19 protein-coding genes are annotated in these 24478 nt (G+C 73.4%); 8 read left to right on the top strand and 11 right to left on the bottom strand.

All coding sequences use genetic code 11. The features are described from left to right. Nucleotides 1-5 precede the first annotated feature (5 nt). The 5 genes from EDD33_RS05140 to EDD33_RS05120 all read right to left on the bottom strand — a co-directional run bounded on the left by EDD33_RS05140 (nucleotide 6) and on the right by EDD33_RS05120 (nucleotide 7500). Nucleotides 6-1109, bottom strand: coding sequence for a BMP family lipoprotein (locus tag EDD33_RS05140; protein WP_123389387.1), 1104 nt, complete (start codon nucleotides 1107-1109; stop codon nucleotides 6-8). Between the two features lie 111 nt (nucleotides 1110-1220). Continuing rightward, nucleotides 1221-2435: an amidohydrolase gene (locus EDD33_RS05135; protein ID WP_123389386.1), complete on the bottom strand. Its 1215-nt coding sequence runs from the start codon at nucleotides 2433-2435 to the stop codon at nucleotides 1221-1223. 63 nt (nucleotides 2436-2498) lie between these two features. After that, nucleotides 2499-3485 (bottom strand): methylmalonyl Co-A mutase-associated GTPase MeaB, encoded by a 987-nt coding sequence (gene meaB / locus EDD33_RS05130; RefSeq protein ID WP_123389385.1) that lies wholly within the window; start codon nucleotides 3483-3485, stop codon nucleotides 2499-2501. Nucleotides 3486-3487: 2 nt separating this feature from the next. Then, nucleotides 3488-5662, bottom strand: a complete 2175-nt coding sequence (gene scpA / locus EDD33_RS05125; RefSeq protein WP_123389384.1) for a methylmalonyl-CoA mutase — start codon at nucleotides 5660-5662, stop codon at nucleotides 3488-3490. Further along, nucleotides 5659-7500, bottom strand: a complete 1842-nt coding sequence (locus EDD33_RS05120) for a methylmalonyl-CoA mutase family protein (protein WP_123389383.1) — start codon at nucleotides 7498-7500, stop codon at nucleotides 5659-5661. Before EDD33_RS05120 ends, scpA begins: the two co-directional genes overlap by 4 nt. Nucleotides 7501-7579: 79 nt before the next feature. Between EDD33_RS05120 and EDD33_RS05115 the strand changes: the two genes are divergently transcribed. From EDD33_RS05115 to EDD33_RS05090, 6 genes are all read left to right on the top strand, one after another. Then, nucleotides 7580-8212 (top strand): GNAT family N-acetyltransferase, encoded by a 633-nt coding sequence (locus EDD33_RS05115; protein ID WP_123389382.1) that lies wholly within the window; start codon nucleotides 7580-7582, stop codon nucleotides 8210-8212. Between the two features lie 52 nt (nucleotides 8213-8264). Further along, the gene (locus tag EDD33_RS05110) at nucleotides 8265-9233 is read left to right on the top strand and encodes a glycosyltransferase (RefSeq protein WP_148076940.1); all 969 of its coding nucleotides are present in this window, start codon (nucleotides 8265-8267) and stop codon (nucleotides 9231-9233) included. Between the two features lie 77 nt (nucleotides 9234-9310). Next, nucleotides 9311-10474 carry a PP2C family protein-serine/threonine phosphatase gene (locus tag EDD33_RS05105; RefSeq protein ID WP_123389380.1) on the top strand — a complete coding sequence of 388 codons (1164 nt, stop codon included), beginning with the start codon at nucleotides 9311-9313 and terminating at the stop codon, nucleotides 10472-10474. Between the two features lie 84 nt (nucleotides 10475-10558). Then, nucleotides 10559-11263, top strand: a complete 705-nt coding sequence (locus EDD33_RS05100; protein ID WP_123389379.1) for a succinate dehydrogenase cytochrome b subunit — start codon at nucleotides 10559-10561, stop codon at nucleotides 11261-11263. A 12-nt stretch (nucleotides 11264-11275) separates the two neighbouring features. Further along, nucleotides 11276-13297 (top strand): fumarate reductase/succinate dehydrogenase flavoprotein subunit, encoded by a 2022-nt coding sequence (locus EDD33_RS05095; protein ID WP_123389378.1) that lies wholly within the window; start codon nucleotides 11276-11278, stop codon nucleotides 13295-13297. A gap of 52 nt (nucleotides 13298-13349) precedes the next feature. After that, nucleotides 13350-14093: a succinate dehydrogenase/fumarate reductase iron-sulfur subunit gene (locus tag EDD33_RS05090; RefSeq protein WP_123389377.1), complete on the top strand. Its 744-nt coding sequence runs from the start codon at nucleotides 13350-13352 to the stop codon at nucleotides 14091-14093. Between the two features lie 57 nt (nucleotides 14094-14150). Here the strand turns inward: EDD33_RS05090 and EDD33_RS05085 are convergent, their stop codons facing one another. Both EDD33_RS05085 and EDD33_RS05080 read right to left on the bottom strand, forming a co-directional pair. After that, the gene (locus tag EDD33_RS05085) at nucleotides 14151-15098 is read right to left on the bottom strand and encodes a hypothetical protein (protein WP_211332423.1); all 948 of its coding nucleotides are present in this window, start codon (nucleotides 15096-15098) and stop codon (nucleotides 14151-14153) included. Between the two features lie 66 nt (nucleotides 15099-15164). Further along, entirely contained in the window at nucleotides 15165-15680 is a 516-nt protein-coding gene (locus EDD33_RS05080; RefSeq protein ID WP_211332422.1) for a 2'-5' RNA ligase family protein, read from the bottom strand. A 91-nt stretch (nucleotides 15681-15771) separates the two neighbouring features. Here EDD33_RS05080 and trpS point away from each other — a divergent pair, with 91 nt between their 5' ends. Together trpS and EDD33_RS05070 are read left to right on the top strand one after the other, a co-directional pair. Continuing rightward, nucleotides 15772-16821 (top strand): tryptophan--tRNA ligase, encoded by a 1050-nt coding sequence (gene trpS, locus EDD33_RS05075; RefSeq protein WP_123389374.1) that lies wholly within the window; start codon nucleotides 15772-15774, stop codon nucleotides 16819-16821. After that, complete coding sequence (locus EDD33_RS05070) at nucleotides 16818-17942, top strand: GNAT family N-acetyltransferase (RefSeq protein ID WP_123389373.1); 1125 nt, start codon at nucleotides 16818-16820, stop codon at nucleotides 17940-17942. Before trpS ends, EDD33_RS05070 begins: the two co-directional genes overlap by 4 nt. 3 nt (nucleotides 17943-17945) lie before the next feature. Here EDD33_RS05070 and EDD33_RS05065 read toward each other — a convergent pair whose 3' ends face one another. The 4 genes from EDD33_RS05065 to EDD33_RS05050 all read right to left on the bottom strand — a co-directional run bounded on the left by EDD33_RS05065 (nucleotide 17946) and on the right by EDD33_RS05050 (nucleotide 24432). Next, nucleotides 17946-19196 (bottom strand): MFS transporter, encoded by a 1251-nt coding sequence (locus EDD33_RS05065; protein ID WP_123389372.1) that lies wholly within the window; start codon nucleotides 19194-19196, stop codon nucleotides 17946-17948. 165 nt (nucleotides 19197-19361) lie between these two features. Beyond that, nucleotides 19362-21581 (bottom strand): NADP-dependent isocitrate dehydrogenase, encoded by a 2220-nt coding sequence (locus EDD33_RS05060; RefSeq protein ID WP_123389371.1) that lies wholly within the window; start codon nucleotides 21579-21581, stop codon nucleotides 19362-19364. Nucleotides 21582-21624: 43 nt separating this feature from the next. Then, nucleotides 21625-22296: a DUF1707 SHOCT-like domain-containing protein gene (locus EDD33_RS05055; protein ID WP_123389370.1), complete on the bottom strand. Its 672-nt coding sequence runs from the start codon at nucleotides 22294-22296 to the stop codon at nucleotides 21625-21627. A gap of 15 nt (nucleotides 22297-22311) precedes the next feature. Further along, nucleotides 22312-24432, bottom strand: a complete 2121-nt coding sequence (locus EDD33_RS05050) for a glycogen debranching N-terminal domain-containing protein (protein WP_123389369.1) — start codon at nucleotides 24430-24432, stop codon at nucleotides 22312-22314. Nucleotides 24433-24478 lie beyond the last annotated feature (46 nt).

The raw sequence follows: 24478 nt of genomic DNA, 5'->3' as shown, positions 1-24478 counted from the left end.
GCGGGTCAGTTCTCCGGCTCGCTCGGAACCGTGACCTCGCCGCTCTTGATCTGGTCGCCGGCCTCGTCGATCTGGGTCCTGAGGTCGTCGACGAAGCCGCCCGAGGTGGAGTAGCCCACGCCGTCGCTCTTCAGGTCGTAGGTGACGAAGCCGGACTTCCAGCTGTCGTCGGCCACGGCGCTGCCGGCCTCGAAGACCGCGGTGTCGATGCGCTTGAGCATCGAGGTCAGGATGCGCGGCTGCTGGTCCTCGGGCGCGGTGAGGTACTGGTCGGAGTCGACGCCGATGGCCCAGTTGCCCTCACCGGCGGCCGCGGCGGCCTGGAAGACACCGAGGCCCGACTTGCCGGCGGCGTGGTAGACCACGTCGCGACCGTCCTGGTACATCGCCTCGGCCGCGGCCTTGCCCCCTGAGGGGTTCTCGTAGCCGGCGGCGGCGTCGTTCTGGTCCTGCGTGAGGTACTGGATCTCGACGTCGATGTCGGGCTTGACCGACTTCGCGCCGGCGACGTAGCCCGCCTCGAACTTCTGGATCAGCGCACCGTCGACACCGCCGACGAAGCCGATCTTGCCGCTCTCGGACTTCAGCGCCGCAGCGACGCCGACGAGGTAGGAGCCCTCGTTCTCGGCGAAGGTCAGGTCGGCGAGGTTGGTCGCGTCCTTGGCGATGGTGGTGCTGAAGCCGTCGATGACCGCGAAGTCGACGTCGGGGTACTCCGGCGCGACCTGGGCCGCGGCCGGGGAGTAGAGGTAGCCGACCGCGATGACGGGGTTGACGCCGCCCTCGGCCAGGGTCCGCAGCCGCTCGGCGCGGGTGGTGTCGTTGTCGTCGGTCTGGGCGTTGGCCTCGACGCAGGTGGCGTCGATCTCGTCCACGGCCTTCTTCAGGCCGGCGTAGGCCGAGTCGTTGAAGGACTGGTCGCCGCGGCCGCCGACGTCGTACGCCAGGCCGATCTTGGGCCCCTCGCCGTCGGTCTTGCTCTTGCAGACGTCCTCGGAGGCCGAGCCGCCGGAGCCGCTGTCGCTGCCCCCACCGCCGCCGCCGCTGTTGCTGCCACACCCGGTCAGGGCGAGGGCCCCCACCATGGTCACTGCCGCGATCTTGCTCATGCGACGCAAGATGCCTCCTGGGTCTCGGGTGCCACTGACCGGCACGTCTCGACGCACCCTAAGCGAGCCGCTCGACCGCACCTACCGGTCGGGAGGGGTGGGCTGCAAGTGTTATCGGTCGGTGACCTCGGCGGCCAGCGAGGCCAGTGCGGCGGCGGCCAGGACGCCCGCCCCGACGACCGTGGCGCGCTCGTCGATGCGCAGGTCCCCCTGGTGCAGGTCGTACGTCGGACCGCCCGGCGTGCGGACCCCCAGGCGACCCATCGCGCCCGGCACCGTGTCGACGTACCACGCGAAGTCCTCGCCGCCCAGGCTCTGCGTCGTGCCCACGGCGGCCTCCTCGCCCAGCACCTCGCGCACGGCACGGCCCAGCAACTGCGTCGACCGGGGCTCGTTGACCACCGGCGGGACGCCACGGACGTAGCGGATGACCGGCTCGACGCCGTAGGGCTCGACGATCTGCGCGACGATGTCGCTCACCAGCTGCTCGGCGTCGGCCCACGCGACCGCGTCGAGCATCCGCACGGTCCCGCCGGCGCGACCCGTGGAGGGGATCACGTTGACGGCCGAACCGGCCTGGACCAGTCCCCACACCACGCTGGCCCCGGCGCGCGGGTCGAGCCGCCGCGAGAGCACCGCGGGCAGCTCGGTGACGAGCTTGCCGAGCGCGAAGGTGAGGTCCTCGGTCAGGTGGGGGCGCGAGGTGTGGCCGCCCTTGCCGGTGAGCACGACGTCGAGGTGGTCGGCGGCGCCGGTCAGCGGGCCCTCGCGCAGCCCGACCGTGCCGACGTCGAGCGTGGGGTCGACGTGGAGGCCGAAGATGCGGCTGACGCCGTCGAGGGCGCCGGCGTCGATGGCCATCAGCGCCCCGCCCGGCATGATCTCCTCGGCCGGCTGGAAGACCAGGCGGACCCGGCCCGGCAGCCGTTCGGCGTGGGCGGCCAGGGCGAGCCCGGCACCCAGCAGCGCGGTGGTGTGGACGTCGTGCCCGCAGGCGTGGGCGACCCCGGGGACGGTGCTGGCCCACGGGTCGCCGGTGCGGTCCTCGACCGGGAGCGCGTCGAGGTCGGCACGCAGCGCCACCGTCGGTCCGTCGTGGGCGCCGCCCACCTCGACGAGCAGCCCGCCGCGCGGCATCGGGCGCGGGTCGAGGCCGGCGTGCTCGAGGTGCTTGGCGACCAGGGCCGCGGTGCGGTGCTCGGACCAGGACAGCTCGGGGTGCGCGTGGAGGTCGCGACGGACCTCGACGAGCAGCTCCTCGCGGTCACGGACCCCCTCGACCACGGCCTGCGCGAGGTCGGCGGTGGCGGTGGGTGGCGGGGTCACTCGGGCAAGGGTATCGGGCGGGACCGGTGCCGGTCGCCGACACCCGCGGGTCGAGACCGGGCCTCAGTCCGAGTCGTACGCCGCGAGCAGCCGGTCGGCGGCCAGGGGGGCCGTGGTCTCGCCGGCCAGCAGCGCCCGTCGTACGTCGTCCCGCACGGCCGCCACCCCCGGGGACCGTCGCAGCCGCTGGTCGAGCTCGTCGCGCACCAGCGCCCAGGTGAAGTCGTGCTGCTGCGCGGCACGCTTGGCGGCCAGCCCCTGCTCCCCCAGCGACTCCCGGTGCGCGAGCACCCGCGCCCAGACCTCCTCGAGTCCCTCGTCGTGCAGCGCCGAGCAGGTCAGCACCGGCGGCACCCAGCCGTCGGAGGTGCCCTGCACCAGCCGCAGCGCGCCGGCGAGCTCCTTGGCCGCCGACCGCGCCTCCTGCGCGCGGTCGCCGTCGGCCTTGTTGACCGCGATCACGTCGGCGATCTCCAGGATGCCCTTCTTGATGCCCTGCAGCTGGTCGCCGGTGCGGGCCAGGGTGAGGAACAGGAAGGTGTCGACCATGCCGGCCACGGTCACCTCGGACTGGCCGACGCCGACGGTCTCGACCAGCACCACGTCGTAGCCCGCGGCCTCGAGCACCACCATCGCCTGGGTCGTCGCCCGCGCGACCCCGCCCAGGGTGCCGGCGCTCGGGGAGGGCCGGATGTAGGCCTGCGGGTCGGCGGTCAGCGTCGCCATCCGCGTCTTGTCGCCCAGCACCGAGCCGCCGGTGCGGACCGAGGACGGGTCGACGGCGAGCACGCCGACGCGGTGGCCGGCGGAGGTCAGCCGGGTGCCGAGGCCCTCGATGAAGGTCGACTTGCCCACGCCGGGCACCCCGGAGACGCCGACCCGCACGGCCGGGGCCCGGTCGGGCTCCCCCGCCAGCTCGGTGAGCAGCTCGCGGGCGGTGACCCGGTGGTCGGGGCGCGCCGACTCGACCAGCGTGATCGCGCGCGCCACCGCGGCCCGGCGACCCTCGCGGATGCCGGTGACCAGCGAGGCGACGTCCCTGCCGGCCACCCTCAGTGACCCAGCTGGGCCGAGAGCTTCTCCAGCAGGCCGAGCGCGGCGTCGGCGATGACGGTGCCGGGCAGGAACACCTCGGCCGCCCCCGCCTCGAGCAGCGTGGGCACGTCGTCGGGCGGGATCACGCCGCCCACGACCACCATCACGTCCTCGGCCCCCTGGTCGGCCAGCGCCTGCTTGAGCTCGGGCACCAGCGTCAGGTGGCCCGCGGCGAGCGAGTTGACCCCGACCACGTGCACGTCGGCGTCGACCGCCTGCTGCGCGACCTCCTCGGGGGTGGAGAACAGCGGCCCCACGTCGACGTCGAAGCCCATGTCGGCGAAGGCCGTGACGATGACCTTCTGGCCGCGGTCGTGACCGTCCTGGCCCATCTTGGCCACCAGGATGCGCGGGCGACGGCCCTCGTCCTCGGCGAACTTCTCCGTGGCCGCGAGCACCTTGCCGAGCGCCTCGCTGCTGCCCGACTCGCGCTTGTACACGCCCGAGATCGTACGGATGGTGGCGCGGTGGCGGCCGTAGACCTGCTCCAGCGCCTCCGAGATCTCCCCCACCGTGGCCTTGGCCCGGGCGGCGTCGACGGCCAGGGCGAGGAGGTTGCCGTCGGAGGCCTCGGGCCCGCTGGTCGCACCGGTCGAGACGCCGGCCTCGGCCGAGCGGGTCAGCGCCTCGAGGGTGCGGCGCACCTCCTCGTCGTCGCGCTCCTCGCGCAGCCGCGCCAGCTTGTCGAGCTGCTGGCGGTAGACGCTGGCGTTGTCGACCCGCAGCACGTCGAGCTTGTCCTCGTCGGCGAGGCGGTAGGTGTTGACGCCCACGAGGGTCTGCACCCCGGAGTCGAGCCGCGCCTGGGTGCGGGCGGCGGCCTCCTCGATGCGCATCTTGGGCAGGCCCTCCTCGATGGCCTTGGCCATGCCGCCGGCCGCCTCGACCTCGCTGATGTGCGCCCAGGCGCGCTCGGCGAGGTCGTGGGTCAGCCGCTCGACGTACCAGCTGCCGCCCCAGGGGTCGATGGTCCCGGTCGTGCCGGACTCCTGCTGCAGCAGCAGCTGGGTGTTGCGCGCGATCCGGGCCGAGAAGTCGGTCGGCAGCGCGATCGCCTCGTCGAGGGCGTTGGTGTGCAGGCTCTGGGTGTGGCCCTGGGTCGCGGCCATCGCCTCGATGCAGGTGCGCTGCACGTTGTTGAACACGTCCTGCGCGGTCAGCGACCAGCCGCTGGTCTGCGAGTGCGTGCGCAGCGACAGCGACTTGGGGTTCTGCGGCTCGAACTGGGCGACGAGACGGGCCCACAGCGCGCGGGCCGCGCGGAGCTTGGCGACCTCCATGAAGAAGTTCATCCCGATGGCCCAGAAGAAGGACAGCCGCGGGGCGAACTGGTCGATCGTCAGGCCGGCGTCGAGGCCCGCGCGGATGTACTCCACGCCGTCGGCCAGCGTGTAGGCCAGCTCCAGGTCGGCCGTCGCCCCGGCCTCCTGGATGTGGTAGCCCGAGATCGAGATGGAGTTGAAGCGCGGCATCTTGGCCGAGGTGTAGGCGAAGATGTCGGAGATGATCCGCATGCTCGGCTGCGGCGGGTAGATGTAGGTGTTGCGGACCATGAACTCCTTGAGGATGTCGTTCTGGATGGTCCCCGTGAGCTGCTCCGGCTTCACCCCCTGCTCCTCGGCCGCGGCGATGTAGAGCGCCATGATCGGCAGCACCGCGCCGTTCATGGTCATCGAGACCGACATCTCGTCGAGCGGGATGCCGTCGAAGAGGGTGCGGGCGTCGTAGATCGAGTCGATCGCGACGCCGGCCATGCCGACGTCGCCCTTGACCCGCGGGTGGTCGGAGTCGTAGCCGCGGTGGGTGGCGAGGTCGAAGGCGACCGAGAGGCCCTTCTGCCCGGCCGCGAGGTTGCGCCGGTAGAAGGCGTTGGACTCCTCGGCGGTCGAGAACCCGGCGTACTGGCGCACCGTCCAGGGCTGGGTGGTGTACATCGTCGGGTAGGGCCCGCGCAGGAACGGCGCGAGGCCGGGGTAGGTGTCGAGGGCGTCGAGGCCCTCGAGGTGCTCGGGGCCGTAGACCGGCAGCACGTCGATGCCCTCCGGCGAGGGCCACGGCTCCCGCTCGACGGCCTCTTCGGCGCGGACCTCGCCCGCCAGGGGCAGTCCGGCGAAGCTCTCCGGGACGCTCATCGGCTCTCCTCCGTGTCGTCGGTCGACCGTCCGCCGGTCGAGCCCGTCGGGGCCAGCGCCTCGCGGGTGCGGCGCAGGAAGTCGAGGGCGTCGACCCCCAGGGCGCAGCTGTCGTCGGCCCAGTCGCGGGCCTTGCCGGCCACGACCACGCGGGTCGCACCGGCCTCGCGCAGCGCGGTCGCCAGGTCGGCGCCCCACGCGTCGTAGGCCTGGTCGTGGCCGACCAGGCAGACCACCGGCTGCCCGCCGTCGGGACCGCGGTAGTCGGCCAGCACCGCCTCGACGTCGTCGTGCGCGCCCTGGTTGACCACGTCGACGCCCCCCGCGGCGAACAGGTTGCGCGCGAAGGTGGCCCGCGCGGTGTGGGCGGCGACGCTGCCCATGGTGGCCAGGAACACCGGGGTGCTGGCCGGCTCGTCGCGCAGGTGCTCGAACGGCTCGGCGTACGGGCGGACGCGGTAGGAGCCCTCGGCGTACGGCTCCCGCTCGGGCAGCGTCTCGGCGAGGTTCGGGAACTCCGAGGTGCCCGTGAGCGGCAGCGCCCGGGTGGCGACCCGGCGGTCGCGCTCGGCGACCACGGCGGCGACCCGGGCGTGCAGGGAGCCGTCCTCGAGGGCCGCGTGCACGCCGCCGGCCTCCTCGAGCCGGCCCAGCTCCGCCCAGGCGGCGACGGCGAGGTCGTCGGTCAGCTTCTCCACCGCGAAGGCGCCGCCGGCGGGGTCGGCGACCCGGGCGACGTGGGACTCCTCGACGAGCAGGGTCGAGGTGTTGCGGGCGACCCGGCGGCCGAACGCGTCGGGGACGCCGAGGCGGGAGTCGAAGGGCAGCACGGTGACGGCGTCGGCACCACCGACCCCGGCGGCGAAGGCGGCCACGCAGGTGCGCAGCTGGTTCACCCAGGGGTCGTAGCGGGTCATCATCGGCCGCGAGGTCAGCGCGTGCAGCACCATCTGGCGGCGGTCCTCCGAGGCTCCGCTGAGCTCGAGGACGCGCGCCCACACCCGTCGTACGGCGCGCAGCTTGGCGATCGTGACGAACTGCTGGTCGGTCGCGGCGAGCCGGAACTCCACCAGCCCGGCCGCCTCGTCGACCCCGATGCCGGCGCGCTCCAGCGTGCGGAGCAGGTGGACGGCGACCGCCAGCGCGTAGCCGACCTCCTGCACGTCGGAGGCTCCCAGGTCGTGCAGGGCGGTGCCGTCGACGACGAAGGCCCGGCACCCCAGCCCCTGGGCCAGCGTGGCCGCCTCGCGCAGCGTCTCCTCGTCGCTCCCGACCGAGCCGCCCCCCTCCAGCCCGCGCACCCGCGCGGCCACGACGTCGACCCCCAGGTTGGTGCCGGCGGCGAGCGGCGCCGCGACGCCCTCGGCGACCGCCGCGAACGCGCGAGCCGCGCCGAGCGGGTCGCCGGGCGCGTCCAGCACGACGGCGGCCACGTCGAGCAGCACGCCGTCGAGCAGTCGGGCGAGGTCCTCGGGCGCGGTGCCGCCGGCCCCGACCTGGAGCAGCAGCGACGTGGCGCCGTTCTCCAGGTCGGTCAGCAGCGCGGCGTTGCCGCGGGCGGCGTCCGCGTCGGCGAGCCAGGCGCGGACGTCCCAGCCGGCGTCGCGCGCCGGGGGCCGCACCGGGGCGGGGAGGTCGGCCACGAGCTCGGGGGTGCCCAGCGGCGGCACCCGCAGCCCGTCGAGCGTGGTGGCCGTCAGCGCCTCCCAGACGTCGTGGTCGGGGGCGTCCTCGCCGAGGCGGCGGGCCTTGCGCAGCACCGCCGCTGCCGCCCGTTCCCAGTCCTCACGGGTGTGCTGGCCGCCCTCGGCCAGGCTGAGACGGGCGTCACTGGTCATGGGGCGAGGGTAGGGACAGACCCGCGGCACGACCAGCGGGTGTGAGACTCGTCCTAGGGCTGAGTCCTACCGTGGGCCGGTGGACACCAAGGACGCGACCGGGCGCCGGCACCTCGTCACCGGCGAGGGCCTCGTGCTCCGCCCCGCCCACCACGACGACCTGCAGCGGTGGTTCGAGCTCTACGAGGACCCCGACGAGCAGCGATACGGCACCCCGACGTTCGTGGTGCTCCCGACCTCGGTGCAGCAGCTCGAGCCGCGGGTGGAGGAGAGCCGGCTCCACTTCGACGACCGCGTGCCGGGTCGGCTCGTCGTGGCCGCCGAGGCGGCTCCCGCACACCTCCTCGGCGTCGTGGACTGGCGCCAGGACGTGCCCGCACCGTTCCGGACCGCCGACGTGGGCTACGCCGTGCACCCCGACGCCCGCGGTCGCGGCGTCGGCACCCGGGCGCTGCGGCTGCTCACCCGCTGGCTGCTCGTGGACGAGGGCGGCCCCCACCAGGTGCGGGCCCAGCTCGACCACAGCGTGGAGAACGGCGCGTCCTGCCGGGTCGCCACCGGCGCCGGCTACGAGCGCGAGGGCGTACGCCGCGCCTTCCTCCCGCTGCGCGACCCCGACGCCCCGGGAGGCGAGCGTCGCCACGACGTCTGCCTGCACGGCCGCCTGGCGCCCGAGCTCGAGCAGGCGTCCGGGACCGGCACGTTCACCTGACACACCCACCGCCGTCATCACGCCGACACCGGGCGGGAGCAGCGTGGGGGTCATGCGCATCGCACTGGTCAGCGAGACCTTCACCCCCGCCGACGACCCGTCCGCCCGGGTCACGCGGGAGGTGGCCGTGCGGCTCACCGCCGCCGGGCACGACGTCGTCGTCTTCGCGGGCGGCCGCGGCCAGGCGACCTTCCACGGCGCCCGGATGTTCTGGGCCAGCCGGATGACCCCGGTCTCGGCGGTCCGCGAGGCGATGGCGCTCTCGCGCCCCGACGTGTGCCACCTCCTCGACCCGCACCGGCTCGGCCTCAAGGCCGCCGAGGCCGCCGACCGGCTCGGCGTCCCCACGCTGGTGCTGGAGCCCCGTCGCTGGGGTCCCGGGGTCGACCTCGAGCACCACCACCCCGGGCTGCGCGACGAGGCGCTGCACGACCGGTGGGCGCGGGTCCACGCCCCCGACGGCGGACGGCTGGTCGTGCTGCACGACGGCCCCCTCGACCGGCGCAAGGTCGTCGGCCGGCTGGCCACGGTCGCCCGGCTCCCCGGCGTACGACTCGTGGCGCTGGGTGACGGCGCCGGCGCCGACCACCTGCGGGCGGCCGGCGCCAAGGTCGTGCCCCGCGCCACCGGCGTCGAGCGGGCCCGCTGCCTGGCCACCGCCGACGTGCTGGTGCAGCCGCGCAAGAAGGCGGCGTACGCCCCGGTCCTGCTGGAGGCGCTGGCGAGCGGGGTGCCCGTCGTGGCCTTCGACAGCGGTACGGCGACCCGGGCGGTCCGCCACGAGGAGAACGGCCTGCTCGTGACCACCGACCGCGGCGGGAAGGCCCTCGCCCGCGCGGTGGCCCGGCTGGCCGCGAGCCCCGACCTCCGCTTCACCCTCGCCGCACAGGCCCGCGCGTCGGTCGCGGACCGCACCTGGGACGACGCCGTCGCCGACCTGCTGGAACGGCACTACCCGCGACTGGTCGGGAGCGGGCCCACCGCCGCGCGCGAGCTGCGCGTCGAGGGGATTCCCCACTAGACCAGTCGGGTTCCACCTCCGCTCCCCCCTCGGATGCGCCTAGCCTGGGGACGCAGCATCTCGGGGGGAGGACGGCCGTGCAGACCACGTCGCTGTCGACGCGCGTACGGCGCTACCTGACCGACCCCGTGGCCACCTGGCGCACCGGCAGCCGGGAGAGCCAGACGCTGACGCTGGTCGTCCTGCTCGTCGGCGTGGTCGCGTGCTTCGGCGTCTCGCTGGCCAGCTACCCGCTGATGCCGTTGACGGCCTACTACGTGTGGCTGCTGCTCGGCATGCTGCTGCTGCGCTTCCGTCCGCTCGTGGCGCTCTGCGCGACGACGTACGTGCTCTCGGTGACCGCGATGGTCACCGAGGTCGGGCTCAACCCCACCCGCGTCACCGCCATCACGACCGTGCTGCTCTCGATCGGGCTGATCCTGTTCGCGAGCAGCCGCCAGCACAGCGGCCTGCCGGGACCGATGAGCGAGGCGATGCTCAACGACCTGCGGCGTCGGCTCCAGGCGGCCGGCACGGTGCCGCCGCTGCCCGACGGCTGGACCACCCAGTCGGCGATGATCGCGGCCAGCGGGGTGGGCTACGGCGGCGACTTCCTGGTCGCCGACCTCTCCCAGCAGGGCCGGCGGCTCGAGATGATCCTCGTCGACGTCTGCGGCAAGGGCGTGGGCGCCGCCTCCCAGGCGCTGCAGTTCGGCGGCGCGCTCGGCGGCCTGATCGGCTCGCTCCCCCCGCAGGGCCTGCTCGAGTCGGCCAACGACTTCCTGCTCCGCCAGAAGCAGGACGAGGGCTTCGCCACGGCCATCCACGTGACCGTCGACCTCGAGACGGGCGACTACGGGCTGACCAGCGCCGGGCACCCGCCCGCCCTGGTGTGGTGGCCCGAGGACGGCGAGTGGCGCACCGACGCCGCCCGCGGCATGGCGCTCGGCATCGTGGAGCAGCCCGAGATGCACACCACCACCGGCACGCTCGCCCCCGGCCAGGCGCTGATGTTCTACACCGACGGCGTCATCGAGTACCGCTCCCACGACCTCGACGTCGGCCTGGAGTGGCTGCGCGAGCGCGGGGCCGCGGCGGTGGCCGACGGCTTCGACGGAGCCGCCCAGCGCCTGCTGGAGGAGGTACGCCGCGGCGAGGACGACCGCGCCGTGCTGATCCTGCACCGCGCCCCGGGCCCCCGCACCACCGCTTCCCAGGATGCGGCCCAGGACGCGGCCCCGACCCGGGAGGCACTGCCGTGACCAGCACCCGGCCCGGCCGACGCGAGGGATGTCTCACACACCCGTGCGCCCCGTCACGCCCGGCCGCGGGATACCGTGGCTGACGTGGCAACCGCGACTCTCGTGAAGAACAGCAGGTCGACGCGCTCGACCATCGCCCTGAAGCTCCTGATGGCCGTCACCGGTCTCGTCTTCATCGGCTACGTCCTCGCCCACATGTACGGCAACCTCAAGGCGTTCGCCGGCCACGACTCGTTCAACGAGTACGCCGAGCACCTGCGCACTCTCGGTGAGCCGCTGCTGCCCTACAGCGGGCTGCTCTGGATCATCCGGGTCGTGCTCCTGGTCTCGTTGGCCCTGCACGTCTACGCCGCCGTGACCTTGTGGCGCCGGGCGCAGACCGCCCGCGGCGGCACCAAGTACGTCGTGAAGAAGAACAAGCACTCCTCCTTCTCCTCGCACCTGATGCGCTGGGGCGGCGTGACGCTGCTGCTCTTCATCGTCTGGCACCTGCTGAACTTCACCGTCGGCAAGGTCAACGTCACCGGTGGCGCCACCAACGACCCGTTCAACCTGATGGTCGACTCGTTCTCGGTGTGGTGGCTGACCCTGATCTACCTGGTCGCCATGTTCATGCTGGGCACCCACCTGCACCACGGGGTGTGGAGCGCCGGCCAGACCCTCGGCTTCACCAACTCCGCGCGCCAGCGGCTGGTCTGGAAGCGCGCCGGGCTCGTCGTCGCCGTGGTGGTGGCGGGCGGGTTCTCCCTCGTCCCTCTCGGCGTCCTGACCGGCGTCATCTCGAAGTAAGGCGAAGTCACCATGAGCAACCCCGCACTGAAGACCTCCGACCCCTCCTCCCCCGACGACCCGCAGCAGCACGACGACGCCGCGGGCTACTACGTCCCCGGCGACCCGATCGCCGACACCAAGGCCCCGGGCGGGCCGGTCGAGGACAAGTGGGACACCCGCCAGTTCGAGGCCCGCATCGTCAACCCGGCCAACCGCCGCAAGGTCTCGGTCATCATGGTCGGCACCGGCCTGGCCGGCGGCTCCGCGGCCGCCACGCTCGGCGAGGCCGGCTACCAGGTCAAGACGTTCTGCTACCAGGACTCCCCCCGACGCGCGCACTCGATCGCGGCCCAGGGCGGCATCAACGCGGCCAAGAACTACAAGGGCGACGGTGACTCCGTCCACCGCCTCTTCTACGACACCATCAAGGGCGGCGACTACCGCTCGCGGGAGACCAACGTCTTCCGCCTCGCCCAGGTGAGCACCAACATCATCGACCAGTGCGTCGCGCAGGGCGTGCCCTTCGCCCGCGAGTACGGCGGCCTGCTCGACAACCGCTCCTTCGGCGGCGTCCAGGTCTCCCGCACCTTCTACGCCCGCGGCCAGACCGGCCAGCAGCTGCTCCTCGGCGCCTACCAGGCGCTGGAGCGCCAGATCGGTGCCGGCACCGTCCAGCAGTACTCCCGCCACGAGATGGTCGAGCTGGTCGTCGTCGACGGCCGCGCCCGCGGCGTCATCGTGCGCGACATGGTCACCGGCGAGCTCGAGACCCACCTCGCCGACGTGGTCGTGCTCGCCAGCGGAGGCTACGGCAACGTCTTCTTCCTCTCCACCAACGCCATGGGCTGCAACGTCACCGCCACCTGGCGCGCGCACCGCAAGGGCGCCTACATGGCCAACCCCTGCTACACGCAGATCCACCCGACCTGCATCCCGGTCTCCGGCGCCCACCAGTCCAAGCTGACCCTGATGAGCGAGTCGCTGCGCAACGACGGCCGCATCTGGGTCCCCAAGGACGCCAAGGACGCCGACAAGGACCCGCGCGAGATCGCCGAGGACGACCGCGACTACTACCTCGAGCGGATCTACCCCTCCTTCGGCAACCTGGTGCCCCGCGACATCGCCTCGCGCCAGGCCAAGAACATGTGCGACGAGGGCCGCGGCGTCGGCCCCGAGGTCGAGGGCGTGCGCCGCGGCGTCTACCTCGACTTCTCCGAGGCCATCGGCCGCCTCGGCCGCCCGGCGATCGAGAGCAAGTACGGCAACCTGTTCGACATGTACGCCCGCATCACCGGCGAGGACCCCTACGAGGTCCCGATGCGGATCTACCCGGCCGTCCACTACGTGATGGGCGGCCTGTGGGTCGACTACGACCTGCAGTCCACGATCCCCGGCCTGTTCGTGGCCGGCGAGGCCAACTTCTCCGACCACGGCGCCAACCGCCTCGGCGCCTCGGCGCTGATGCAGGGCCTGGCCGACGGCTACTTCGTGCTCCCGAACACGATCCGCGACTACCTCGCGGACTCCCCGTTCGAGAAGATCGAGGAGAGCCACCCCGCCGTCGTCGAGGCCCGCGAGTCGGCCGAGGCCCGGATCAACCACTTCCTGTCCAACAAGGGCACCCGCAGCGTCGACTCCTACCACCGCGAGCTCGGCAACATCATGTGGGAGTACTGCGGCATGGAGCGCACCGAGGACGGCCTGAAGAAGGCCATCGACCTCATCCGCACCCTCAAGGACGACTTCTGGCGCAACGTCAAGGTGCTCGGCACCGGCGACGGCGTCAACCAGTCGCTGGAGAAGGCCGGTCGTGTGGCCGACTTCTTCGAGCTCGGCGAGCTGATGTGCATCGACGCGCTCAACCGGCGCGAGTCCTGCGGCGGTCACTTCCGCGGCGAGTCCCAGACCGAGGACGGCGAGGCGCTGCGCCACGACGACCAGTACGCCTACGTCGCCGCCTGGGAGTGGGCCGGCGAGGGCGAGAAGCCAGTGCTGCACAAGGAGGACCTCGTCTACGAGGCCGTCAAGATGGCCGCGCGCAGCTACAAGTGACCCGCCGCCCCTCCCTCCCCCTGACGTTCACCCACCTGGAGATCCCCACCCCATGAAGCTCACCCTGAAGATCTGGCGCCAGGCCGGCCCGCAGGCCGAGGGCGGCATCCGCACGTACGACGTCGACGAGATCTCCGAGGACATGTCGTTCCTCGAGATGCTCGACGTGCTCAACGAGCAGCTGATCAACGACGACGAGGAGCCGATCGTCTTCGACCACGACTGTCGCGAGGGCATCTGCGGCAGCTGTGACCTGATGATCAACGGCGAGGCCCACGGCCCCGAGGTCACGACCACCTGCCAGCTCCACATGCGCTCCTTCCGCGACGGCGAGACCATCACCGTCGAGCCGTGGCGCGCCGCCGCCTTCCCGATCATCAAGGACCTGATGGTCGACCGGTCGGCCTTCGACCGCATCATCGCCCGCGGCGGCTTCGTCTCGGTCAACACCGGTGCGGCCCCCGACGCCCACGCCACCCCGGTGCCGAAGGAGAGCGCCGACCGCGCGTTCGACGTCGCCACCTGCATCGGCTGCGGCGCCTGCGTCGCCGCGTGCCCCAACGGTTCGGCGTCGCTGTTCCTCGGCGCCAAGATCACCCACCTCGGCGAGCTCCCCCAGGGCCAGGCCGAGCGCGACACCCGCGTCGCCAGCATGGTCGCCCAGCACGACCACGAGGGCTTCGGCGGCTGCACCAACATCGGCGAGTGCACCTCGGCCTGCCCCAAGGGCATCCCCCTGGACGTCATCTCCCAGCTCAACAAGGACCTCCGGACCGCGATCCGCCACGGTCACTGAGCTCCAGCACGTCGTCACGGAGGATCCGAGTCACCTGGTGACTCGGATCTTCCGCGTTCACGGGCAGCGGGTGCAGGCGGTCGGCTCCCCCGCCCAGCCTCGCGCCCGCAGCAGGCTGCCCAGCGCTCGCGCCGTCCGGCAGGTGCGGCGCACGGCCTGGCCCCAACCGACCCGCGCCGTGACCAGTCCGTCCGTGAGCGCCTGCAGGTCACGGTCGAGGTCGGCGTCACGGTCGGCCAACCGGGTGTGGTCCAGCCGCCCGTCCAGCTCCACGATCGTCTCCTGCTCGACGTAGAGCACGTCCCGGAGGCCGGGACGGTCCGGCCTCGGTGCCTGTCGCCTTCCCCGCGGCAATCCGTGAGCGCGCTCCACGTCGCGCAGGTAAGCCACCTCGAGCACCGAGCACGCTCCCTGGGCGACGTCCTCGATCAGCGCCCGCAGGAAGACCCGTCGGGCGATCCGCGTGCGGCGCGACAACGCCTCGTTCAACCGGGCGGCGGTGGTCGAGCGCGCGCCCACCGCGGCGGCGACCACCTGTACGGCGGCGAAGTCGTCGACCGCGGTGGATGCCACGTCGAGCACTGCCTCCTCCACCCGCATCCGCGGAGGGCACAGGTGCCAGAGCGTGCGCTCGTGCATCCCGGCCACACGGTGCACCACGACGCCCGGCTGCCGCGCGACGCGTCGGGAGACGTCGACGGCCACGTGCACGGGCCCGTGGTCGTCGTGACCACGCCATCCCGGCCCGTGCACCGCCCGGAGCACGCAGCAGCCGTGCAAGGCGGCCGGGGCGGCGTAGAGCACGGCCGCGACCGAGCGCTGGTGCCACGTGAGCGGGCCGGTGTGGCCGACGTAGACCCCCTCGTGCACCGGGGTGAGCAACCGCTGGCGGACCCAGCGGCGTACGTCGTGCACCTGGTGGCCGCCCTCGAGGACCTGCGCTCGCGCGACCAGGCCCCCCTGCTCGTCGAGCAGGTGTCGCAGCGAGGCGGGCAGCGCGATCACCCCAGGAGGATGCCGCCGCATCGCCGACCACGGAAGCACCCGAGGCGGACCTGTGGACGGAGCGGCTCAGGCCCCGCTGAGCGCGAAGGCGCGGGTGGGCTGCCAGCCCGAGTCGGGGTCGTGGCGGTACATCCACATCTCCTCGGCCGCGAAGGCGACGTCGAAGTCGCCGAGCTCGGCGAAGGCGCGGTCGAGGAGGTCGTCGCCGAGGTGGTGGGCCACCGTCACGTGGGGGTGGTAGGGGAAGCCGCGGTCGACGGCCAACGGCCCGGACACCACGTCGGCGGCCAGCTGCTCGCAGGCGGAGATGCCCTCGACGACGCCGACGAAGACGACCGGCGAGACGGGGCGGAAGCTGCCGGTGCCGCGCAGGTGGACCGAGAAGGCCGGGGTGCGCGCGGCGACCGCGGCGAGGTGCTCCTCCAGCAGGGGTACGTCGGCCTCGTCGACCTCCAACGGGGGCAGCAACGTGATGTGCGTGGGGATGTGCACCGCCGCCGCGTCGCCGAGCGCGACGCGGTACTCCTGCAGCTCGCGCCCCCATGGCTCGGGCACGGCGAGGCTGACTCCGACGGTGGGCACGACGACGACCCTAGCGACCCCGACGGGGTCACCGGCAGGCCCGGCCGGGCCTTTGTAGAGTTGTGCCCCTTCCCCCAGGAGGGCCCACCCCATGACCGACTCCTTCAGCGCTGCCCTCGAGCGCAGCGCCGCCCTCGAGGCCCGCATCGAGAGCGCCCCCGGCGAGCTGCGGATGCTGACCGGCGACCGCCCGACCGGGGCGCTGCACGTCGGCCACTACTTCGGCTCGATCCGCAACCGGCTGCGCCTGCAGGAGGCCGGCGTCGAGATCCTGCAGCTGATCGCCGACTACCAGGTGATCACCGACCGCGAGGTCGCCGGCGACATCCGCGGCAACGTCCGCAACCTGCTGCTCGACAACCTGGCCGCGGGCCTGGACCCCGAGCGGTGCACGATCTTCACCCACTCGGCGGTGCCGGCGCTCAACCAGCTGCTGCTGCCGTTCCTGAGCCTGGTCAGCGTGGCCGAGCTGCAGCGCAACCCGACCGTCAAGGACGAGGCGGCCTCGGCCGGCATCACCTCGATCAACGGGCTGATGCTGACCTACCCGGTGCACCAGGCGGCCGACATCCTGTTCTGCAAGGCCACCGTCGTGCCGGTCGGCAAGGACCAGCTCCCGCACATCGAGCAGACCCGTGTCGTGGCCCGACGCTTCAACGACAAGTACGGCGTCACCTTCCCCGAGCCGGGCGCCCTGCTCTCCGAGGCCACCCACGTCCTCGGCACCGACGGCACCAAGATGAGCAAGTCCAAGGGCAACGTCATCGAGCTGCGGATGAGCGCCGACGAGACGGCCAAGAAGCTCAAGGGCGCCAAGACCGACAGCGACCGCCACATCACCTACGACCCCGAGCACCGGCCGGAGGTCGCCAACCTGCTGACCATCGCCGCGATGTGCGAGGGCGGCGACCCGGCCGTCATCGCCGAGGAGATCGGGGACGGGGGCGGCGGCGGGCTGAAGAAGCGCGTCACCGAGGCGGTCAACACCTACTTCGCCCCGCTGCGCGAGCGACGGGCGGCGCTGGCCGAGGACCTGGCCTTCGTCGACGGGGTGCTGCGCCGCGGCAACGAGCGCGCCAACGAGATCGCCGACGCCACGCTCGCCGAGGTGCGCGAGGCGATGGGGATGTCCTACCCGTGACCCGCGTCCCCACGCTGACCGACGGCGTGGTGACGCTGCGCGGGCACACCGAGGACGACGTGCCCGCCGTGCTGGAGCAGTGCACGGACCCCGTGATGCAGGCGTGGACGACCGTGCCGGTGCCCTACACCCTCGACGACGCCAAGACGTTCGTGCGCCACCTCGTGCCGGGCGGCTGGGAGGCCGACGCCGACTGGGGCTTCGCCGTCACCACGCCCGACGCGGACGGCACGGAGCGGTTCGCCGGCGGCGTCGGGCTGGTCGACCGGGGAGCCGGGCTGGCCGAGATCGGCTACGCCACCAGCCCGTGGGCGCGCGGCCGCGGCATCACGGAGCGGGCGTGCCGGCTGCTGCTGCGGTGGGGGTTCGAGGAGCGCGGTCTCGCAGCCGTCGACTGGACCGCCAAGAAGTGGAACTGGCCCTCGCGCCGGCTCGCCTGGAGGCTCGGCTTCGACGTCGGTCAGGAGCGCTGGTGGATGCAGCAGCGCGGTGCGCTCGTCCCGGCCTGGCACGCGACGCTGGCCCGCGGCGAGGAGCTCGCCCCCCGCCATCCCTGGTACGACGTGCCCGTGCTGCGCGACCAGGGAGTCGTGCTGCGCCCGCCGGCCGACGCCGACCTGCCGCGGATGCTGGAGTGCCTGGCCGACCCGTCGATGCAGCACGTCAGCGAGGGTCCGCGCGAGCGGGCGCCCCACACCGCCGAGCGCTGGCCCGACCTCGTCGAGGAGCGACGGGAGTGGGCCGCACGCGGCGAGGCGGTCGCCTGGACCGTGGCCGACCCCGACACCGACGTCCACCTCGGGCTGGTGCAGCTCTACCACCTGCACCACCGCCGTCAGGCCGAGCTGGGCTTCTGGGCCCATCCCGACGCGCGCGGTCGCGGCCTGACGACGCGCGGCGTCCGGGTCGCGCTGCGGCACGCCTTCGTGCCGTGGGACGACGGCGGCCTGGGGCTGCGGCGGGTCCACGCGCACGCCGCCTCGGCCAACGCGGCGTCGTGCCGGGTGCTGGCCGCGGCCGGGTTGCGCGAGACGGGCGCCACCCGCAGCGAGGTGCTGCTGGGCGACGGCACCTGGAGCGACACCACCCGCTTCGACCTGCTGGCGCAGGAGTGGGGCTAGCCCTCAGGCGGTGGCGGCCGCGAGTGTCGTACGACGCTGCAGGGTGACCGAGACGCCCAGCACCACGAGGCCGAGCAGCGACAGGCCCACGCCCACCCACGCGGTGGAGGGGTAGCCCAGGCCGCCGGCGACGGTGAGGCCGCCGAGCCAGGCCCCGAGCGCGTTGGCCGCGTTGAGCGCGGAGTGGTTGAGGGCGGCGCCGAGGGTGCGCGCCTTGCCGGCCACCTGGATCAGCCGCATCTGCAGGCCGATGGTGAACACGCCGCCCGACGCGGAGATCAGGAAGACGGTCAGCATGCCGGGGACGAGCCACTGCGAGGTCACGGCGTACGCCGCGAGCAGCACGCCCATCGCAGCCGCACCGAGCACCGTGGAGCGCAGGATCGACCAGTCGGCCAGCCGACCGCCGACCAGGGTGCCGAGCACCGAGCCGACGCCGAAGGACAGCAGGTACACCGGCACCATGCCCTCGCGCTGCCCGGCCACCTCGGTGACGGTGGGCGCGATGTAGGTGTAGATCGCGAACATGCCGCCGAAGCCGATCGCCCCGGCCAGGGCGGTGAGCAGCACCTGCGGCTCCTTGAGCGCGCGCAGCTCGGTGCGGCCGCTGGCGCCGCGGTCCGCGGGGACGCGGGGCACCAGCAGGGCGAGCAGCACCAGGGTGAGCGCGGCGAGCGCCACCACGAGGCCGTACGCCGCCCGCCAGCCCAGGCCCTGGCCCAGCCAGGTCGCGGCGGGCACGCCGAGCAGAGTGGCGACGGTGAGGCCGGTCATCACCAGGCTGACGGCCTGCGCCCGACGGTGGGGGGCGACGAGGTCGGCCGCCACCAGCGCGGCCACGCCGAAGAACGCGCCGTGCGGGAGGCCGGAGACGAACCGCGCCCCCATCAGCGCGCCGTAGCTCGGCGCGATCGAGGTCAGCGCGTTGCCGAGCAGGATCACGCCCATCAGCGCCAGCAGCAGTCCCCGGCGGGGCAGCCGGGCACCGAGCACGGCGAGGACAGGCGCGCCGACGACCACGCCGACGGCGTACGCCGAGATGACGTGGCCGGCCGTCGGGATGTCGACACCGACACCGCTGGCCAGCTGCGGCAGCAGCCCCATCGAGACGAACTCGGTGGTGCCGATCGCGAACGCGCCCGTGGCCAGCGCCAGCAGCGCGAGCCCGGCCGTGCGCCGTCGCGCGGCGACACCACCGTCGGTCGCGTCGGTGGCCGCCAGGCGGGGGCGGGGGTTGTCGATCGTCGTGGTCACCCCTGCGACAACGACGAGGTTCTCCTCGTGTTCCCGATCGGGGAAAACCGGTGGGTGGCGCCCGTCACCGTGGGGCCGCGAGGGACGGACAGTCCGAGACGTTCGGCACCTCGGAACACCGCCTGGGGGGTGCCAAACGTCTCGGACTACCTCGTCACGCCGGCCTCACAGCGAGGCGAGGGCCTCGTTGAAGGTGGCGGAGGGGCGCATCACGGCGGCGGCCTTCTCGGGGTCGGGGCGGAAGTAGCCGCCGATGTCGGCGGGCGAGCCCTGGACGCCGACCAGCTCGTCGGTGATGGTCCGCTCCTCCGAGCGCAGCCGCTTCGCCAGCTCCGCGAAGTCGGCGGCCAGCGCCTCGTCCTCGGTCTGGACGCTGAGCTCCTCGGCCCAGAACAGCGCGACGTAGAAGTGGCTGCCGCGGTTGTCGATGGTGCCGAGCTTGCGCTGCGGCGACTTGTTCTCCTCCAGCAGCCGGCCGGTGGCCCGGTCGAGGGTCTCCCCCAGCAGCTTGGCGCGCAGGTTGTCACCGGTGGTCGCGAGGTGGCTGAAGCTCTCCGAGAGCGCGAGGAACTCGCCCAGGCTGTCCCAGCGCAGGTAGTTCTCCTTGACCAGCTGCTGCACGTGCTTGGGCGCCGAGCCGCCGGCGCCGGTCTCGAACAGGCCACCGCCGTTGATCAGCGGGACGACCGAGAGCATCTTGGCCGAGGTGCCGAGCTCCAGGATCGGGAACAGGTCGGTCAGGTAGTCGCGCAGCACGTTGCCGGTGACCGAGATGGTGTTCTCGCCCGCGCGGATGCGGTCGACGCTGACCTGGATCGCGTCGACGGGCGACTGGATCGTGATGTCGAGGCCGTCCGTGTCGTGGTCGGGGAGGTACTGCTCCACCTTGGCGATCAGGTTGCGGTCGTGGGCGCGGCTCTCGTCGAGCCAGAAGATCGCCGGGTCACCGGTGGCACGGGCGCGGGTGACGGCGAGCTTGACCCAGTCCTGGATCGGGACGTCCTTGGTCTGGCAGGCACGCCACACGTCGCCGGCCTGCACCTGGTGCTCGGTCAGCACGGTGCCGTCGGCGGCGACCAGGCGCACGGTGCCGGCCTCGGCGACCTCGAAGGTCTTGTCGTGGGAGCCGTACTCCTCCGCCGCGCGGGCCATCAGGCCGACGTTGGGCACCGAGCCCATCGTGGCGGGGTCGTAGGCGCCGTGGGCGCGGCAGTCGTCGAGGACGACCTGGTAGATCCCGGCGTACGACGAGTCGGGGATGACCGCGAGCGTGTCGGCCTCGCCGCCGTCGGGGCCCCACATGTGGCCCGAGGTGCGGATCATGGCCGGCATCGAGGCGTCGACGATGACGTCGCTCGGCACGTGCAGGTTGGTGATCCCCTTGTCGGAGTCGACCATGGCGATCGCAGGACCGTCGGCGAGGTCCTTCTCGACCGAGGCCTTGATCGCGGTCGCGACGTCGCCACCGACCTTCTCGGCGCCCGAGACGATCGCGCCCAGGCCGTTCTTGGGGTCCAGGCCGTGCTCGAGCAGCGCTTCGGCGTTGTCGGCGAACAGCGAGGGGAAGAAGGCCTGCACCGCGTGGCCGAACAGGATGGGGTCGGAGACCTTCATCATCGTGGCCTTGAGGTGGATCGAGAACAGCACGTCGTCGGCCTTGGCGCGGGCGATCTGCTCGCGCAGGAAGTCCTGCAGCGCGCTGGTGCTCATGAAGGTGGTGTCCACGACCTCGCCGGCCTCGACCGGGATCGACTCCTTGAGCACCTGGGTGCCGCCGTCGGTCACGAGCTCGACGCGCAGCGAGCCGGCCTCCTCGATCACGACCGACTGCTCGTTGTGGCGGAAGTCGTCTCCGGACATGGTCGCGACGTTGGTCTTGCTGTCCGAGCTCCAGGCCCCCATCGAGTGGGGGTTCTTGCGGGCGTAGCTCTTGACCGACTCGGGCGCGCGGCGGTCGGAGTTGCCCTCGCGCAGGACCGGGTTCACGGCGCTGCCCTTGACCTTGTCGTAGCGCGCGCGGACGTCCTTCTCCTCGTCGGTCTGCGGGGAGTCGGGGTAGTCCGGCAGCGCGACGCCCTGCTCCTGCAGCTCGGCCACGGCGGCCTTGAGCTGCGGCACCGAGGCCGAGATGTTGGGCAGCTTGATGATGTTGGCCTCGGACGTCTTGGCCAGGTCACCGAGCTCGGCCAGCGCGTCGTCGACCCGCTGGTCCTCGGGGAGCAGGTCGGAGAACACCGCGATGATCCGGCCCGCCAGCGAGATGTCGCGGGTCTCGACGTCCACGCCCGCCTTCGCGGCGTACGCGGAGATGACGGGGAGGAAGGAGTACGTCGCCAGGGCGGGCGCCTCGTCGGTCTGGGTGTAGATGATCTTGGAGTCGGTCACCGGGCCAAACTATCGCGCCCGTCGACGGGGTGCGCCAGGGTGCTCAGTGACCGCCGTGGCCGAGCAGCCGCCTGCGCAGCTCACCCGGCGGGCCCTTGCGCCGGACCCGCACGCTGCCCATCAGCGCGATCCCCCGCACCCGCACCACGGGCGAGTCGGCGTCGGTGTCGGCGGCCACCGAGGAGCGGGACTCCTCGAAGGTGCCCATGACGCCGGTGCCCTCGACGACCACGACGGTGCGGGCGTCGACGACGACGAGCACCTCGCCCATCACCGCGTTGGCCGTGATGGTGACCTCGGGGGCGTCGAAGCGCGCCTGGCGCAGGTCGAGCGTCACGTTGCCCATCACGGCCAGGGCGGTGTGGCTCTCGCCGATCGCCCAGGCGCCGCGCCGCTTGACCTCGCCGAGCACGGCGGACGAGCCGTGGTGGACCGGCAGCGAGAGCCCGGCCGGCACGCCGCCGGCGCGCGGGGCGGGTGGCGTGGACCCGGTCGGCCGGGGCGGCACCGCCGGGGTGGCCCCCAGGTGGCCGGGCAGGTCGACGGTCAGCGGGACGAGGTCGCCGTAGGTCTTCGCGGCGTACGTCGCCTCGAGCCGGTCGTCGAGCTCCTCGAGGTCGATGCGCCCCTCCCCCGCGGCCTGGCGCAGGAACTCCGCGACCTTGTGGCGGTCGGCGTCGGAGATCCGCAGCCTGCTGGGGTCGACCGGCTCCATGCCGGCCAGCCTAGGTCACCCGGCGGCGGCGGACGCGGACCTCGGGGCGGGGTCGACCACGACCCGGCCGTCGGCGTCGACCGCGACCCCGAGGTCGCGGCCGGCCACGCGCAGCCCGGTCAGCCCGAACGGCCCGAGCGAGGTGCCGACCCGCGCGGGCACCTCGACGCCCCCGTGCCCGTCGGGCCGCACCCCCGTGGCGGCCACGAGGGCGGCGACCGCCCCGGCCGCCGACCAGGCCTGGGGGCGGCACGCCGCGGGGTAGGCGGCCGGGGCCGGGACGGCGTCGGCGGTGTCGCCGGCGTACAGCTCGGGCAGGCGGTGGTCGAAGCCCTCGGCCGCGTCGACCAGCTCGGCGGCCAGCAGCGCCGCCTCGACGTGGTGACCCTCGGCCGCCAGGCCCCGCACCGCGATCGCGGTGTCGTGGGGCCACACCGAGCCACCGTGGTAGCTCAGCTCGGAGAACCGCGGCGAGCGCGGCGTCAGGGTGTGCACACCGAAGCCCGACCGCAGCTCGCCGACGAGCAGTGCCGCCACCCGGGCCGACTGGTCCGCGTCGAGGACGCCCGTGCCCAGCAGGTGGCCGACGTTGGAGGTGACCGCGTCGACGCGGGTGCCGTCGCGGTCCAGGGCGATCGCGACGTGGCCGCCGTCGGGGGTCTCGACCCAGAAGTCGCGCCGGAAGCGGGTGCGCAGGTCCTCGGCCCAGGCGGCGAGGCCGGGCACCTCCGGCTCGTCGTACGCCGCCAGCAGGGCCGCGCCGGCGACCGCCGCCTCGTGGGCGTAGGCCTGCACCTCGCACAGCGCGATCGGGGCGTCGGCGAGGCGACCGTCGGCGAACTGCACGGAGTCGTGGCTGTCCTTCCAGCCCTGGTTGGACAGCCCGCTGCCGGACTCGTCGACGTAGCGCAGCCAGCCGGTCTCGCGGCTCTGCGCCAGCTGCCACTCCAGGCACCGGCGGGCTGCCGGAAGCAGCGCCCGGACCTGGTCGGGGTCGGCGCCCCAACGGGCGGCGTCGGCCAGGAGGCACACGAACAGCGGGGTGGCGTCGACGGTGCCGTAGTAGAGCGGCGGCAGCAGGTGCTCGAGCTCGGGGTCGCGGACCTCGTGCAGGATCTTGCCGGGCTGCTCCTCGGTGGCGGGGTCCTCGCGCTCCCCCTGTCGCCGTGCCAGCACACGCAGCGTCGAGAGCGCCAGGTCGACGTCGACCGGCAGCAGCAGCCGCGCCGCCCACAGCGAGTCGCGGCCGAAGAGGGTGAGGAACCACGGGCTGCCGGCGGCCAGGAACCGGTCGCCCCCGGTGTGGTCGGCTGCGGCGTGGTCGTCGCCGGACCCGTCGCGCAGCAGCAGGCCGTCGAGGTCGCCCAGGCTCCGCCCGACCAGGCGTGCGAGCCGTGGGTCGGGGGCGGTGACGCCCACCCGGTCGGCCCAGCCGCCGCCCGCCTCGGCCGCTCCGGAGGCGAAGCGGACGGGGCCCTCGGCGTGGGCCCGCACCTCGACCTCGGCGTGCCGGCCCGGCTCGAGGTCGAGGGTCCACGTCAGCCGCGCACCGCGCTCGGCCACCTCCACCGAGGCGCCCGCGGCCACCAGCCGCACCTCCCGTCCGCGGGCGGCCCAGCGCAGGGCGCCGTCGCCGTCGGTCGCCGGGGCGACGGCGTCGGGGCGGCCGCCCTGCTTGACGGCGTGCACCGGCGCGAGGTCGGCCTCGACGTCGAGGTGGAGCACCACCCGCACCGGCGCCCGGGCGGTGCTGCGCACGTGCACCCGCTCGGTCAGGGTGTCGGGGGCGAGGTCGCGGACGTGCCGGAGCACCACCGTGGGGTCGGGCTGCTGGTCCCCGAGACCGCGCGCGACGTGGACGAACTCGTGGTGCCGCGTGCCGGTCGCATCGGCCCGGACCAGCTCGAGGTCGGAGCCGTCGACGCCGAGCTCGAGGCGGCGCAGCAGCCGCACGTCGGCGACGTACCACCCCGCCACACCACCGCCCGGTCGCGCCCGCAGGCACCCGTCGGGCTCGGCCAGCACCAGGCCCGGGGCGGCCACCGCGGTGGCCAGGTCGTGGAGCAGCGGCTGCAGCGGTCCTGGTCCTGGTCGGGGGGTTGACGGGTCGGTGACCGCCTGCGTACTTTCGCTCACACCTCAATTTTAGCGCTAAAAGACGCCTCACCCGCAACCCCCGAAC

Origin of the sequence: Nocardioides aurantiacus, assembly GCF_003752505.1 — a bacterium.
GTDB classification, from domain to species: Bacteria; Actinomycetota; Actinomycetes; order Propionibacteriales; family Nocardioidaceae; genus Marmoricola; species Marmoricola aurantiacus.
Note: the sequence above shows the minus strand (reverse complement) of the source record. Positions and strands in the feature narration are given on the sequence as shown.